Origin of the sequence: Bradyrhizobium sp. CCBAU 65884, from assembly GCF_028128835.1 — a bacterium.
GTDB lineage: Bacteria > Pseudomonadota > Alphaproteobacteria > Rhizobiales > Xanthobacteraceae > Bradyrhizobium > Bradyrhizobium ottawaense.
In genome coordinates this window covers 14,511-27,350 of sequence record NZ_LBJU01000134.1, presented here as the reverse complement: position 1 = coordinate 27,350, position 12,840 = coordinate 14,511, and the positions used below count along the sequence as shown (strand labels likewise).

The window sequence follows — 12,840 nt, the reverse complement described above, 5'->3', positions numbered from 1 at the left end:
ATTCATGTCGACATCCACCAAGACACCCAGCAGCATTCGTCAGGGCGGCCCCGGGGCATCGCATGAGAACGCGAAGGCGCCGCTGGAGGTGAAGAAGCCGCCTGCGGACGATGAACAGCGAAGCCACAGCCGCGTCTCCGGTGGTGGAGGCGAGCAGGATTCCCATCACCGCCACGATGCGGCCGGCAAGGGCGGCGGCAGATAGACCACAGCGGCCGCCGCGACCGACGCCGGTGCAACGGGAGTACCGAGCTTTCAACGGGCGATCACTGCAAGAGGAGAGACTGATGCCAAGTGGGCACGGCAGCAAGACGCACTTCAGATCCGGCATGCATGGCAAGGGCGACGGCACCGGTGCATTGACCGAAGTGCCCAAGGACAAGATCGGCGATAACATGGTCCTGTCCAACCGCGACAAGGCCCAGCATTCGGACATTCGCGGCATGGACGGCAAGTCCATTCAGACCGAACAGTATCAGGATCATGCAGCCAACCGGCTCGACGAGACGCCGGAGACTGACGAGACCTGAGAGAGCCGTTCCTCCCGCTGAAACTTGCGGACCGGTCTTCAGCCGGTCCGCTTTTTTGTCGGCACGAGATCGCGCTCCCAGCCGAAGACGGAGCGGCCGTCGAGGTCGGGTGACGCCGCGCGCTCGCCGGCGATGTAGGTCTCGACCGACGGGCCGTGCGCGGTGCGTTCCAGCCGCCGTGCCTGATCATCTAGCCGCTTCATCGCCTGCATCTCTTCATCACGCCCGAGCTTGGCGTTCTGAATCGCGCCCTTCAGCACGCGGATGGTCTCGTCATAGACCTTGATCGGGACAGGGTAGGGATGCCGGTCCTTGCCGCCATGGGCGAGCGAGAAGCGCGCGGGATCCCTGAAGCGATAGGGCGCGCCGTGCACGACCTCGGCGACCATCGCCAGCGAGCGCACGGTGCGCGCGCCGACGCCGGGCGTCAGCAGCAACTCCGGGAAATCGACCGGGCCGCGTTCGGCGGCTGCGGCGAGGGTGCCGTGCAGGCGCCGCGCGAACACATCCTTCGGCCGGACATCGTGATGCGCGGGCATGATCAGATGCGGCAGCATGGCCTGCGCAGGCTCGGGCGCAGGCCCGGTGAGCCGCTCGAATTCAGTGAGGATTCGATCGGGGCCGAGATCGCTGAGGAGCTCGAGCTGCGCGCTCCGCGAGATATCGGCGCGGTGGTCGGTGAGATTGACGATCTCGCCTTGCTGCGGGCCGTCGATCGCGCTGTGCGGCGTATCGACAAAGCTCTTCAGCGCCTCGGAATGCCAGTGATAGCGGCGGGCCTGCCGCTTGTCGCCGTTCATGCCCTGCTGCACCACCGTCCATTTGCCGTCGGCGGTCACGAAGAAGCCGTGGAGATAGAGGTCGAAGCCGTCCTGCACGGCCGCGCTGTCGACCTTCGCCACCAGGCGGCTGGCGCGGGTGAGCTTTGCGCCGTCGAATCCAACGCGGTCGCCGAGCTGCATCAACTCGTCCGGCGTCTTGCGCGAATGCTGGCCGCGGCCGCCGCAGACATAGATGCCAAGCTCGTCCTGGAGCGGCCCGAGTCCGCGCTTCAGTGCGCCGATCACGGATGTCGTGATGCCGGAGGAGTGCCAGTCCATTCCCATCACGGCGCCGAACGACTGGAACCAGAATGGATGGGACAGCCGCTGGAGAAATGCATCGCGGCCGTAATGATGCACGATCGCCTGCGTGACGATCGATCCGAGCGAAGCCATGCGGCTCGCGAGCCACGGCGGAACCCGTCCGGTGTGCAAGGGAAGATCGGCGCTGCCGGTACGTCTGGTCATGGTGCTCACAAATTAGCGCAGTTCGGCGACGGTTGCATCTGCGGAATGCTGCGTTGCACGAGAGAGGGGAGCGAAGCCGGCCGGGAGGCGTTGAGCGGGCTATGCGAATGCAATGACGGGGACAATCGATGAATTTGCAGGCCCTGATGGCTGACATCGATAGGATGTTCGGCTGGATACCGTCGTGGTTTGTCGGCCTCGGCCTGGTTGTCGGCGCGATCTTGCTGGCGCTGTTCGTCTACCGGGTCGCCGTATGGCTGCTGGCGCGCGCCTTCGGAACCCGCCTTCCGCTCCTGAGCATATTCATCGACCGCACCGCAGGCCCGGCCCAGCTGGCGCTTTGCCTGGCGGCCGTCGCATTGGTCCTGCCGCTTGCCCCGCTCGACGACATGATCCGCACGCCGCTGGTGCGCCTGTTCGTCGTGGCCGTCATTGCCCTGATCGGCTGGATCTCGATCCGGATCGTGGACATGAGCGCGGCGCGCTATCTGCAGAATTTCCGCGACGTCAGCGAGAATTTCGTCGCGCGCAAGCACGTGACGCAAGTTCGCGTGTTCAAGCGCGTCACCGACACCATCATCGTCGTCATCACGGTGTCCACCGCGCTGATGACGTTCGATTCGGTGAGGCAATATGGCGTCAGCCTGTTCGCCTCCGCCGGCGCGGCCGGCATCATCGTCGGCCTTGCCGCCCGGCCGCTGCTCAGCAACCTGATCGCAGGCCTGCAGATCGCGATCACGCAGCCGATCCGCATCGAGGATGCCGTGATCATCGAGAACGAATGGGGCTGGGTGGAGGATATCGCCTCGACCTATGTCGTGATCCGGCTGTGGGACTGGCGCCGCATGGTGGTGCCGTTGTCCTATTTCATCGAGAAGCCGTTCCAGAACTGGACCCGCGACACCGCATCCCTGATCGGCGTGATCGCGCTCCACGTCGACTATCGTGCCGACGTCCCGCGCATCCGGCGTTGGCTGGAGGACGCCGTGAAACAGTCCAAGCTCTGGGATGGTGCCGTGGTCAATCTCCAGGTGATCGACGCGGACTCGCGGACCATCGAGCTCCGCGCGCTCGTCAGCGCGAGAAACGCGCCGCAGTCGTGGGACCTGCGCTGCGAGATCAGGGAAAAGCTCGTGGCCTTCATCCGCGACGAGATGCCGGAGGCGCTGCCGCGCGAGCGCGCGATCCTGATCCCGTCGACCGACGATGATGCCGATTTCCTACGGCCCGTTACGCCGGAGAAGATGCGGGCGAGGGCCCACAACTGAACAGGCCCTGGTTGCTGAGCCCAGGCTTGCTACGCGCGCGAAGTCCTGACCGCGCCGCGCAAGGCCGCCTGCTGCTGCTCACTGTGCGCGGATGTTGGCCGCCTTCAGCACCGGCTCCCATTTGGTTGCCTCGGCGTGCATGTAGGCGTCAAACTCCTTGGCAGAGGAGCCGACCGGAGCGGCGCCGATCTTGCCCAGCGTCGACAGCACGTTCGGATCCTGCAGCGCCGCCTTGAGATCGGTCTCGAGCTTCGCCACGATCTCCGGCGGCATTTTTGCCGGACCAAGCACGCCCCACCACACCGAAACGTCGTAACCGGCGACGCCGGATTCTGCGACGGTCGGGACGTAAGGTAGCGCCTTGGAGCGTTCGGCCGAGGTCACCGCGAGTGCGCGCACCGGACCGCTTTCGAGCTGACCGATCGCTTCCGCAAGCGGATTGATGCTGAGCGGGATTTCGCCTGCGATCACGGCGGTCAGCGCCGGCGCGCCGCCCTTGTAGGGGATCGCGACGATTTTGCTGCCGGACATGTGTTTCAACAGTTCGCCGGCCAGATGCGCCGAGGTGCCATTGCCGGACATGCCGTAGGAGAGCTTGTCCGGCTCCTTCTTCGCCCCAGCGAGGAGATCTCCGAGCGTCTTGTAGGGGCTGTCCTTGGCCACGACGATCGCGAGCGGTGAGGAGGCGACTTCGGTGATTGCGGTAAAATCCCTAAACGTGTCGTAGGGCACGCTCGGATAGATGAACTGGTTGAGCGGATGGCCGCTCGCGACCAGGATCAGCGTGTAGCCGTCGGGCGCGGCCTGTGTCAGCGCCTGCGAGGCGACGATCCCGCCGGCGCCTGGACGATTGTCGACCACCGGCTGCTGCCCCCAAGACTTGGCCAGCGCCTGGCCCAGCGTGCGCGCGAGCACATCGACCGCGCCGCCGGCCGCGTAGGGAACGAGGATGTGAACCGGCTTGCTCGGATAATTGTCGGCGGCCTGCGCGGCGCTGCCCGCCAGCAGCAAACCGGCGCCCAGCATCAATCCGCCGATTGTCTTGTTCAAACCCAGCATTTTCCCAGCACTCCTTGCGGGCGCGCATCCTTGCATCGGTCTTCGAGTCGTCTGGATGCCGCCATGGTTTTTGTTGACGAGACCTGATCTTTTGTACGATAGTACAAATCACATGGTACGCAAGCCCACCAGCAAGGAAACGGCCCGCAAGCCGAACATGCGCGAGGCGATCCTCGCCGCGGCCGAGGAGCTGTTCGCCACCAACGGCTTCAATGCCGTCTCGGTGCGCGACATCGCGCAGGCTGCCGGAGCCAATCCAGGCAGCGTCACCTATCATTTCAAGACCAAGGACGGCCTGCTGCTGGAGATCTACCGGCGCCATTGCGGGCCGATGAATTTGCGCCGTTCGGAACTGCTCGCCGCCGCGAGGCGCGTGCGTGATCTCCAGGACCGGCTGGAGGCGGTGGTGCGCGCCTATGTCGTGCCGGCTTTCACCTCAGGCAGCGATCTTGCCGGCGGCGGTGCGCGCTTCACGCGGCTGCGCGCCGTGATGTCGGCCGAAGGCAACGAGGTCGCGCGAAAAATCATCGCGCAGACATTTGACGACACCAGCCACGCCTTCATCGATGCGATCCACGAGAGCCTGCCGCACATTCCGCGCACCGACATCGTCTGGCGCAGTCACTTCCTGCTAGGCGCACTTTATTACTCGCTGGTGACGCCCGATCGCGTCTCGCGCCTGTCGCGCGGCGAAGCCGATGGCGGCGATGCCGCCAGCGCTATCGAGCAGCTGGTGCAGGCCACGGTTGCCTCCTTCCAGGCGCCGCCGCTCGATCATGTCGCGCCGTCGCGGCGGCGGCCGGTCGTCGGCAGCAGGACTTGAAAGAAGCCGTCTCGCCCGACGGTTGAAGTGATGACGATGATGTACACGCCCACCATTCCGCCGCCCGATCCGAACACGCGCACGCCCAAGTTCAAGCTGCCGAAGCTGTCATGCGACGCGCATTGCCACATCTTCGGTCCCGGTGCGAAATACCCTTATGCGCCTGACCGGTCCTACACGCCGCCGGACGCGCCGCTGGAGGATTTCAGGGCGTTGCATGCCAAGCTCGGCGTGGAGCGTGCGGTCATCGTCAATGCCAGCGTGCACGGCACCGACAACAGTGTGGCGCTTGATGCGATCGCTGAGAGCAACGGCGCCTACCGTGCGGTCGCCAATATCGACGACAGCATCACCGAGCGCGAGCTCCGTGTGCTGCACGAAGGTGGCTTCCGCGGCTGCCGCTTCAATTTCGTCCGCCATCTCGGCGGCGTGCCCGACAAGCGCGTGTTCGACCGTATCATCGCGATGGTCACGCCGCTTGGCTGGCACATCGACCTGCATTTCGATGCGATCGATTTGCCTGAATATGCCGACATGCTGACCAGGCTGCCGCTCAGCTACACCATCGACCATATGGGCCGTGTGAAGGCGGCGCAGGGGCTCGATCAGCTTCCGTTCAGGATCCTGATCGAGCTGATGCAGCGCGACGAGAAATGCTGGGTCAAGATCTGCGGCTCGGAGCGGGTGTCCTCCAGCGGTCCGCCCTTTACCGATGCGGTGCCGTTCGCGCGAAAGATCGTCGAGACCGCGCCGGATCGCGTCATCTGGGGCACCGACTGGCCGCATCCCAACGTCAAGGTGATGCCGAATGACGGCGACCTCGTCGACCTGATTCCGCTGTTCGCGCCCGAACCCGAGTTCCAGCAGAAGATCCTTGTCGACAATCCGGCGCGCCTGTTCGAGTTCGACCGATGACCGTGCTTGCAATCGACAAGCCGCGCGGGCGGCCCTGGTGGAGGGAGCTCTGGATCCAGGTGCTCATCGCCATGGCCGCCGGCATCGCGCTTGGGATCGCCAGTCCCGAGGCGGGCGCCAAGATGCAGCCGCTGGGGGATGCCTTCATCAAGGCGATCCGGATGCTGATCGCGCCGATCATCTTCTGCACCGTCGTGCACGGCATCGCCCATATGGCCGACATGGCGCGGGTCGGGCGCGTCGCCGTGAAGGCGATCGTCTATTTCGAGATCATGACCACGATCGCGCTGATCATCGGTCTCATCGCGATCAACCTGCTCAAGCCCGGCGTCGGCATGAACATCGATCCCGCCAGCATCAATGCCAGCGCGATCGAGCCTTATGTCAAGCAGACCAGCGTCATTGGCTTCGTGCCGTTCCTGATGAACATCGTGCCCGCGACGTTCATCGGCGCCTTTGCCGAAGGCAACATCCTCCAGGTGCTGTTCATCTCGGTCCTTTGCGGCTTTGCGCTGGTGCAGCTCGGCGAACGGGCCGCGCCGCTGGTCCATCTGATCGACATCGCTGCGAAAATGGTGTTCGCCGTCGTCGGTTTCGTGATGTGGGCGGCGCCGATCGGTGCCTTCGGTGCCATCGCCTTTACGGTCGGCAAGTTCGGCGTGGGATCGCTGGCCTCGCTCGGCAAGCTGCTCGGAGGCTTCTATCTCACCTGTGTGGTCTTCATCGTCGTGGCGCTCGGCCCGGTGGCGCGGCTCTGCGGCTTCTCATTGCTCAAGCTGATCCGCTACATCTGGGAAGAGCTGTTGATCTGCATAGCCACGACATCGTCGGAGACGGTGCTGCCGCGGATGCTGACCAAGCTGGAGAAAGCGGGCTGCGAGAAGAGCGTGGTCGGGCTCGTCATCCCGACGGGCTATTCCTTCAATCTCGACGGCACCTGCCTCTACCTTGCCGCGGCCTCGGTGTTCCTGGCGCAGGCAACCAACACGCCGTTCGGGCTGGCCGATCAGATCGAGCTCTTGCTGATCCTGCTGGTGACCTCCAAGGGGGCGGCGGGGATTGCCGGCGCCGCCTTCGTCGTGCTGGCGGCGACGCTGTCGGCGACCGGCACCATCCCGGTGACGAGCGTTGCGCTGGTGCTCGGCATCCATCGCCTGATGTCGCAGGGCTTGACGCCGACCAACCTGATCGGAAACGCGGTCGCGACCATCGCGATTGCCAAATGGGAAGGCGCGCTCGACGGCGAGCGCCTGAGGCGCGTGCTCGACGGCGAGGAACAAGTGGCCGCTGCAATCTGATGAAGTGGCTTCCGGCGTGATGCAGGCGGCCTATGATGGTTACGAACAAGAGAGGGGAGTTTCTCCCATGAAGACAGGTCTGGTCATCACCGCCCATCCCGGCGATTTCGTCTGGCGCGCCGGCGGCGCGATCGCGCTGCATACGAAGAAGGGCTATCGCATGAAGATCGTCTGCATGTCCTTTGGCGAGCGCGGCGAGAGCCAGTTCGCCTGGAAGGAGAAGGGCGCGACGCTGGAATCGGTCAAGGCCGGCCGCAAGGACGAAGCGGAGCGCGCGGCAAAACTGCTCGGCGCGGAGATCGAGTTCTTCGATTGCGGCGATTATCCTCTCAAGCTCACCGAGGCGCATTTCGACCGCATGGTCGACATCTATCGCGAGCTTAATCCCAGTTTCGTGCTGACCCACGCGCTGGAAGACCCCTATAATTTCGACCATCCCAGCGCGGCGCATTTCGCGCAGGAGACCCGCGTGGTCGCGCAGGCGATGGGTCACAAGCCCGGCGCGCAGTACAAATATTCGGCGCCGCCGGTGTTCCTGTTCGAGCCGCATCAGCCAGAGCAGTGCAATTACAAGCCGGATCTGCTCCTCAAGATCGACGAGGTCTGGAAGGAGAAGTACGAGGCGTTCCAGATTCTCGCTGCGCAAAAACACCTCTGGGGCTATTACGAGCGGGTCGCGCTCAACCGTGGTATTCAGGGCAGCCGCAACACCGGCGTGCCCATGACTTATGGCGAGGCCTATCAGCGCCTGTTCCCGACGGTTGCGGAGGAGCTGGCATGAAGCCGGTCGTCGTTCGCAACATTGAGCGCGCCGATCCCGCCGACATGGCCGAGTACGGTGTTTCGACCGTGCACGAGGCTTACGGCCGCATCGGCCTGATGAAGCCCTATCTGCGTCCGGTCTGGTCTGGTGCGTCGATTGCGGGGCCCGCCGTCACGGTGCTGGCGCAGCCCGGCGACAATTGGATGATCCATGTCGCGGTCGAGCAGTGCAAAAAGGGCGACATCCTCGTCGTCGGCTGCACCACCGACAATACCGACGGCATGTTCGGCGAATTGCTGGCGACCTCGCTGCAGGCACGTGGCGTGCAGGGGTTGATCATCGATGCCGGTTGCCGCGACGTCAAAGCGCTGCACGAGATGGAGTTTCCGGTGTGGTCGCGTGCGGTGTCGGCCAAGGGCACAGTCAAGGCGACGCTCGGCTCGGTCAACGTCCCCGTCGTTTGCGCCGGCGTCAATGTCGACCCCGGCGATATCGTCGTCGCCGATGACGATGGCGTCGTGGTAGTCCCGAAGCGCTATGCCGCCGAGGTCGCCGAGAAGGCGAGGAAGCGCAACGCGGACGAGGGCGGCAAGCGCGCGCGCCTTGCCTCGGGCGAACTGGGCCTCGACATGTACGGCATGCGCGAAGCGCTGGCGAAGGCCGGACTTGTCTATGTCGATAATCCCAAGGACGTCTGAAGATTTAGCGGAGCGGGTGGATGGATCGTCTCAAGCTGAAGGCCGTGCTCGGCGGCCACCCCCATGTTCAGGCCGTGAAGAGCGGCGAACTCCGCTCCGATCTTTTCGATCTCGACTTCATCGCGTACACGCCGACCAACACCGCGTTCAAGCCGATGGTGCGGGAGCAGGCCTTCGAGGTCTGCGAGATGGCGATCGTCACCTATCTGATGGCGAAGGCGCACGGCAAGCCGCTGGTGCTGCTGCCGGCGACCATGCTCGGGCGCTTCCAGCATTCCTATGCGCTGTACAATCCCGCACGGGGAATGCTCGGGCCGTCCGATCTCGAAGGCAAGCGCGTCGGCATCCGCTCGTTCACGACCACGACCGGCGCCTGGATCAGGGGCATCCTCGCCAACGACTATGGCGTCAATCTCGACACGATCCGCTGGATCACCTTCGAGGATCCGCACGTGGCCGAATATGTCGACACCACCGAGCGCGCCCCGAAGGACAAGAAGATCCTGCAGATGCTGCTCGACGGTGAGCTCGACGCCGTCCTCGGCGAGACCTCTGACAATCCCAAGCTGAAGCCGCTCTTCTCCGATCCAGCCGCGGAGGCCGCCAAATGGTACGCGAGGCGCGGCGTCGTCCCGGTCAATCACCTCGTGGTCGTGACCGAGCAACTTGCGAAATCGCGGCCCGACGTCGTTGTGGGCGTTTATGATCTGCTCAAGCGGAACAAGGAGCAGGCGGGAGCAGTGGCAACGCCTGACCTTGTCCCGTTCGGGATCGAGGCCAACCGGAAGCCGCTGGAGCTGATCGTCGACTACGCATTCCAGCAGGAGCTGATCCCGCGCCGCTATGCTGTCGAGGAGCTGTTCGACGAGACGACACGAGGGCTGAACTGATGGTGGATCCGAAACGATGGCAGATCGGGCTGGTCGGCTACGGCGAAGTCGGCAAAATCTTGGCCGAGGATTTGCGCCAGCAGGACATCAAGGTCTCGGCTTATGACATCAAGCTCGGGAGCGAGCACCGCGCGCCGCTGAAGGAGCATGCGGCGAAACACGGTGTGACGCTGGCAGCATCTCATGCTGAGCTGACGGCGAAGTCGGACTTCGTCATCTCCGCCGTCACCGCGAGCCAGGCGGTGCCTGTCGCAGAGGCCTGCGCCGCTGCGATCAACCAGGGCACCTGGTTCCTCGATTTCAATTCGGCCTCACCCGGCGCCAAGCAGCGCGCTGCTGCGCTGATCGACGGCGGAGGCGGCCGCTATGTCGAGGGTGCGGTGATGACCTCGGTGCCGCCGTATCGCATCAAGGTGCCGCTGCTGCTCGGCGGCCCCGGCGCGAGAGAGATCGAGCCGCTTCTGAACGCGATCGGCTTTGCCGCCAAGGTCGCGAGCGACAAGCTCGGGGTGTCCTCCGCGGTGAAGATGTGCCGCAGCATCATGATCAAGGGCCTGGAGGCGATGGTCATCGAGAGCTTTACGACCGCGCGTGCCTATGGGGTCGAGGATGCGGTGTTGGCCTCGCTCGCGGAGACGTTCCCCGGGATCAACTGGGAGAAGCAGGGCGCCTATTTCTTCCAGCGCGTGATCGAGCACGGTCGCCGGCGCGCCGAGGAGGTGCGTGAGGTCGCCGAGACCGTGCGTGAGGCGGGACTGACACCATGGTCCGCGCAGGGCACGGCAGAGCGTCAGGCCTGGTGGCTGACCTTGCTGATGAAGGTCTGTTCGGCGTCAGGGGCACGGCGGAGTTCGCGCGCAGCGCTGATTGGCGTACCGAGGCAGATCGAATCCTGAGCAAGATCAAACGCTGACGCCGAACGCGTGGGTTGAGTTCAAAACCCTGTCGCTGTCGCGATAGTTCGAGATTTCGTCGCGGGCGAGCTCGATCAGGTCGACCAGGCGCTTGGCCTCGCGGACGACTTGCTCCTTGGCGGGCGCGGTGCGGAACTCGGTGAGAATCATGCGGATGCACTTGTCGGCGGTATCCAGCGTCCAGAGCGCGCGGGTCATGTCGTCCTGCGTGTGGATCGCCGAGATATCGAGGCCAGATAGGACTTCGCCGATACCATTCAGTCGCTTGACGGCGGTTTCAGCCGGCGAGTTGGCCCGAATGGAGCGATAATCGATGCTACTGAATGCGCTGAACATATACATACTTCCCCACTGAACAGGTCGTTCAGTGCGTCCCCTTAGTATGATCCGGACGACCCGTTGTGCAATGCGCACAGCTACGGTCCGGGATTCTACCGGGCTCGGATCTGGGGACGGATCGGCCGTGAATCGATACGAAACGGTCCGACGATAAGCCGTGTTCCCGACGATTTTACCGTTGGAGATTCGACCGGAAACGCGTTCAGGCCCCAGGCCGGAACAGAGTGGGCCGCTGCCGTGCAAACGTCTGTCGGCCCTCCTTGAAGCCCATCATGACGTCGGGCAGCTCGGCGATGGCGAAGTGGCTGTCCTGCGTATCAAGCACGATGAGATCGGCGGGATTGCCGACCTTGATGCCGTAATCGTCGAGGTTCATCAGCCGCGCCGGCAGCTCGGTCACGAGATCGAGGCAGGTGTCGAAATCCCCGACCGAAGCGTGTGCGACATTGGCGTAGAAGTTCGCCATCCGCAGCAATGAGGCGTCGCCAAACGGGGTGAAGGGATTGAGGACGTTGTTGGTCGCGACCGAGCAAACCACGCCGTCGCCCGCGAGCTTGTGGGCGAGGGTCAGCCCGCGCGGAGCGTTGTGGGTGGCTTCGCGCCCCATGAGATAGAGATCGGTCGCGGGCAGCACGGTGACGGCGACGCCGGCTCTTGCCAGTTGTGCGGTGGCAGCCTTCATCCGTTCGGGTGGCAATGCCGAGAGCTTTGTCGCATGGCCGATCGCGACCCGTCCATGATAGTTGCGCCGCTCGGTCTGGCGGCAGACCTCGTCGAGATGCCACCAGGAGGGATCGAGATCGAAATCCAGATGGAGGTCGACGTCGACGTCGAATTCCTGGGCGAGGTCGAAGATGCGCGCAAGATGCGCGGTCGGATCGGTGTCGGTATAGGGACAGCCGCCGATCGTCTCGCCGCCGTCGCGTAGCGCCTGGACCAGCAGCTCCTCGGCTCCGGGATCGTTGGTTAGCCCCTCCTGCGGGAACACGCAGAGCGACAGGTCGAGGGCCCACGCATAGTCGCGCTTCAGCGCCTTCACCGCCTCGAAGCTGCGCAGGCCGATCCGCGGATCGATTTCCACATGCGTGCGCATGCGCGTCGTGCCGTGCACGATCGCGCGTTCGAGCACCTTGGCGCCGCGGGCGTAGACGTCCTCGACGGTGAAGTCGCGTTTCATCGCCGATACGGCTCGGATGGCGTCACTGAGACTGCCGTGATCGTGGCCGCAGCGGTCGAGCAGGCAGGCCTTGTCGAGATGGATGTGGGTGTCGACGAAGCCGGGCAGGGTGAGGTGCCCCCCGATATCGACCTCGACCGCTTCGCAGGCGAGCTTTGGCTCGATCGCGGCGATCCGGCCGCCTTTCACGCCGATGTCGACGGGCGCGGCGGAAGATCGGAGCAGTGCGTTACGGAAGATCAGGTCGAAGGCGGGCTGGGTGATCATGGCTCTTGCGGACGGAATTTAGAGCAATCAGCCGGGATCGGCGGCTCCAGATTGTCGGCAGTGTAGCGAGGCAAATGTTCAAAATATATGCATGGATTGCGCGACAGTGGCGGTAATATTCCGCGAACCCGGGAGAGCCTGCCATGTCCGTTGCCGCCAGAGCCGAAACTGCTGATTTGTCCGATGCCGCGATCGTGGAGGCCTATCTCACGGCTTCGATGATCCCCGATCCCGACGCTGCGGCGACCTATATGGCGCCGGGCACCGTGATCACCTTCACCGGCGGGCGCGAGTTCGATCATCCGCGCGGCCCGACCGGCTTCAACGCCAAGCGCTATCGCTGGGTCAAGAAGAAGATGGACCGGTTCGACGTCTGCCCCGGCGACGGCGAGACCGTGGTTTACAGCGTCGGTACGCTCTACGGCGAATGGAAGGATGGGACCCCGTTCGAGGGCAACCGTTACGTCGACCGCTTCGTGGTGCGCAATGGCAAGATCACCAGGATGGATGTCTGGAACGATAGCGCCGAGCGCATCCTGGTCCAGCGCGGCATCGACGCGTAAGGTCCGTCTCGCCACAGGCGGAGCCGAACGGCCGCTCGTCATATCGA

14 protein-coding genes and 1 pseudogene are annotated in these 12,840 nt (G+C 64.2%); 11 read left to right on the top strand and 4 right to left on the bottom strand.

Annotated elements, in window-relative coordinates; translation table 11 throughout:
* Positions 1 to 4 precede the first annotated feature (4 nt).
* Positions 5 to 205, top strand: coding sequence for a hypothetical protein (locus XI03_RS38175; RefSeq protein WP_028145227.1), 201 nt, complete (start codon positions 5 to 7; stop codon positions 203 to 205).
* A gap of 82 nt (positions 206 to 287) precedes the next feature.
* Positions 288 to 530, top strand: a complete 243-nt coding sequence (locus tag XI03_RS38170) for a hypothetical protein (protein ID WP_028145226.1) — start codon at positions 288 to 290, stop codon at positions 528 to 530.
* Between the two features lie 38 nt (positions 531 to 568).
* On the opposite strand, the gene XI03_RS38165 is transcribed toward XI03_RS38170, so the two are convergent.
* Complete coding sequence (locus XI03_RS38165; protein ID WP_271595015.1) at positions 569 to 1,819, bottom strand: DUF763 domain-containing protein; 1,251 nt, start codon at positions 1,817 to 1,819, stop codon at positions 569 to 571.
* A 128-nt stretch (positions 1,820 to 1,947) separates the two neighbouring features.
* On the opposite strand from XI03_RS38165, the gene XI03_RS38160 reads away from it, so the two are divergent.
* Positions 1,948 to 3,087, top strand: a complete 1,140-nt coding sequence (locus tag XI03_RS38160; protein ID WP_271595014.1) for a mechanosensitive ion channel family protein — start codon at positions 1,948 to 1,950, stop codon at positions 3,085 to 3,087.
* Between the two features lie 78 nt (positions 3,088 to 3,165).
* Here XI03_RS38160 and XI03_RS38155 read toward each other — a convergent pair whose 3' ends face one another.
* A complete protein-coding gene (locus tag XI03_RS38155) occupies positions 3,166 to 4,146 on the bottom strand; it encodes a tripartite tricarboxylate transporter substrate binding protein (RefSeq protein ID WP_271595013.1) in 981 nt (326 codons plus the stop codon).
* Between the two features lie 112 nt (positions 4,147 to 4,258).
* Here XI03_RS38155 and XI03_RS38150 point away from each other — a divergent pair, with 112 nt between their 5' ends.
* The 7 genes and pseudogenes from XI03_RS38150 to XI03_RS38120 all read left to right on the top strand — a co-directional run bounded on the left by XI03_RS38150 (position 4,259) and on the right by XI03_RS38120 (position 10,446).
* Positions 4,259 to 4,969, top strand: a complete 711-nt coding sequence (locus XI03_RS38150; RefSeq protein ID WP_097668147.1) for a TetR/AcrR family transcriptional regulator — start codon at positions 4,259 to 4,261, stop codon at positions 4,967 to 4,969.
* Between the two features lie 30 nt (positions 4,970 to 4,999).
* Positions 5,000 to 5,884: an amidohydrolase family protein gene (locus tag XI03_RS38145; RefSeq protein WP_028145221.1), complete on the top strand. Its 885-nt coding sequence runs from the start codon at positions 5,000 to 5,002 to the stop codon at positions 5,882 to 5,884.
* The gene (gene dctA, locus XI03_RS38140) at positions 5,881 to 7,182 is read left to right on the top strand and encodes a C4-dicarboxylate transporter DctA (RefSeq protein ID WP_271595012.1); all 1,302 of its coding nucleotides are present in this window, start codon (positions 5,881 to 5,883) and stop codon (positions 7,180 to 7,182) included. The genes XI03_RS38145 and dctA overlap by 4 nt, the downstream gene beginning before the upstream one ends.
* Positions 7,183 to 7,249: 67 nt before the next feature.
* Positions 7,250 to 7,963, top strand: a complete 714-nt coding sequence (locus tag XI03_RS38135; protein ID WP_271595011.1) for a PIG-L deacetylase family protein — start codon at positions 7,250 to 7,252, stop codon at positions 7,961 to 7,963.
* Positions 7,960 to 8,643: a 4-carboxy-4-hydroxy-2-oxoadipate aldolase/oxaloacetate decarboxylase gene (locus XI03_RS38130; protein WP_271595010.1), complete on the top strand. Its 684-nt coding sequence runs from the start codon at positions 7,960 to 7,962 to the stop codon at positions 8,641 to 8,643. The genes XI03_RS38135 and XI03_RS38130 overlap by 4 nt, the downstream gene beginning before the upstream one ends.
* A gap of 20 nt (positions 8,644 to 8,663) precedes the next feature.
* Positions 8,664 to 9,533, top strand: a complete 870-nt coding sequence (locus XI03_RS38125) for a hypothetical protein (protein ID WP_271595009.1) — start codon at positions 8,664 to 8,666, stop codon at positions 9,531 to 9,533.
* Positions 9,533 to 10,446: pseudogene (locus XI03_RS38120) on the top strand (DUF1932 domain-containing protein). The gene XI03_RS38125 and the pseudogene XI03_RS38120 overlap by 1 nt, the downstream one beginning before the upstream one ends.
* Here the strand turns inward: XI03_RS38120 and XI03_RS38115 are convergent.
* Together XI03_RS38115 and XI03_RS38110 are read right to left on the bottom strand one after the other, a co-directional pair.
* Positions 10,436 to 10,783, bottom strand: a complete 348-nt coding sequence (locus XI03_RS38115; protein WP_271595008.1) for a hypothetical protein — start codon at positions 10,781 to 10,783, stop codon at positions 10,436 to 10,438. The pseudogene XI03_RS38120 and the gene XI03_RS38115 overlap by 11 nt on opposite strands.
* A gap of 205 nt (positions 10,784 to 10,988) precedes the next feature.
* Positions 10,989 to 12,230 (bottom strand): amidohydrolase family protein, encoded by a 1,242-nt coding sequence (locus XI03_RS38110; protein ID WP_271595007.1) that lies wholly within the window; start codon positions 12,228 to 12,230, stop codon positions 10,989 to 10,991.
* 143 nt (positions 12,231 to 12,373) lie between these two features.
* On the opposite strand from XI03_RS38110, the gene XI03_RS38105 reads away from it, so the two are divergent.
* On the top strand, positions 12,374 to 12,793 hold the full coding sequence (locus tag XI03_RS38105; RefSeq protein ID WP_028145214.1) for a nuclear transport factor 2 family protein: 420 nt from the start codon (positions 12,374 to 12,376) through the stop codon (positions 12,791 to 12,793).
* The last annotated feature ends 47 nt before the right edge of the window (positions 12,794 to 12,840 follow it).

Coding starts and splice junctions, on each gene's coding strand:
- XI03_RS38175 (WP_028145227.1), top strand. CDS start 5: ATGTCGACATCCACCAAGACACCCAGCAGCATTCGTCAGGGCGGCCCC.
- XI03_RS38170 (WP_028145226.1), top strand. CDS start 288: ATGCCAAGTGGGCACGGCAGCAAGACGCACTTCAGATCCGGCATGCAT.
- XI03_RS38165 (WP_271595015.1), bottom strand. CDS start 1,819: ATGACCAGACGTACCGGCAGCGCCGATCTTCCCTTGCACACCGGACGG.
- XI03_RS38160 (WP_271595014.1), top strand. CDS start 1,948: ATGAATTTGCAGGCCCTGATGGCTGACATCGATAGGATGTTCGGCTGG.
- XI03_RS38155 (WP_271595013.1), bottom strand. CDS start 4,146: ATGCTGGGTTTGAACAAGACAATCGGCGGATTGATGCTGGGCGCCGGT.
- XI03_RS38150 (WP_097668147.1), top strand. CDS start 4,259: ATGGTACGCAAGCCCACCAGCAAGGAAACGGCCCGCAAGCCGAACATG.
- XI03_RS38145 (WP_028145221.1), top strand. CDS start 5,000: ATGACGATGATGTACACGCCCACCATTCCGCCGCCCGATCCGAACACG.
- dctA (WP_271595012.1), top strand. CDS start 5,881: ATGACCGTGCTTGCAATCGACAAGCCGCGCGGGCGGCCCTGGTGGAGG.
- XI03_RS38135 (WP_271595011.1), top strand. CDS start 7,250: ATGAAGACAGGTCTGGTCATCACCGCCCATCCCGGCGATTTCGTCTGG.
- XI03_RS38130 (WP_271595010.1), top strand. CDS start 7,960: ATGAAGCCGGTCGTCGTTCGCAACATTGAGCGCGCCGATCCCGCCGAC.
- XI03_RS38125 (WP_271595009.1), top strand. CDS start 8,664: ATGGATCGTCTCAAGCTGAAGGCCGTGCTCGGCGGCCACCCCCATGTT.
- XI03_RS38115 (WP_271595008.1), bottom strand. CDS start 10,783: ATGTTCAGCGCATTCAGTAGCATCGATTATCGCTCCATTCGGGCCAAC.
- XI03_RS38110 (WP_271595007.1), bottom strand. CDS start 12,230: ATGATCACCCAGCCCGCCTTCGACCTGATCTTCCGTAACGCACTGCTC.
- XI03_RS38105 (WP_028145214.1), top strand. CDS start 12,374: ATGTCCGTTGCCGCCAGAGCCGAAACTGCTGATTTGTCCGATGCCGCG.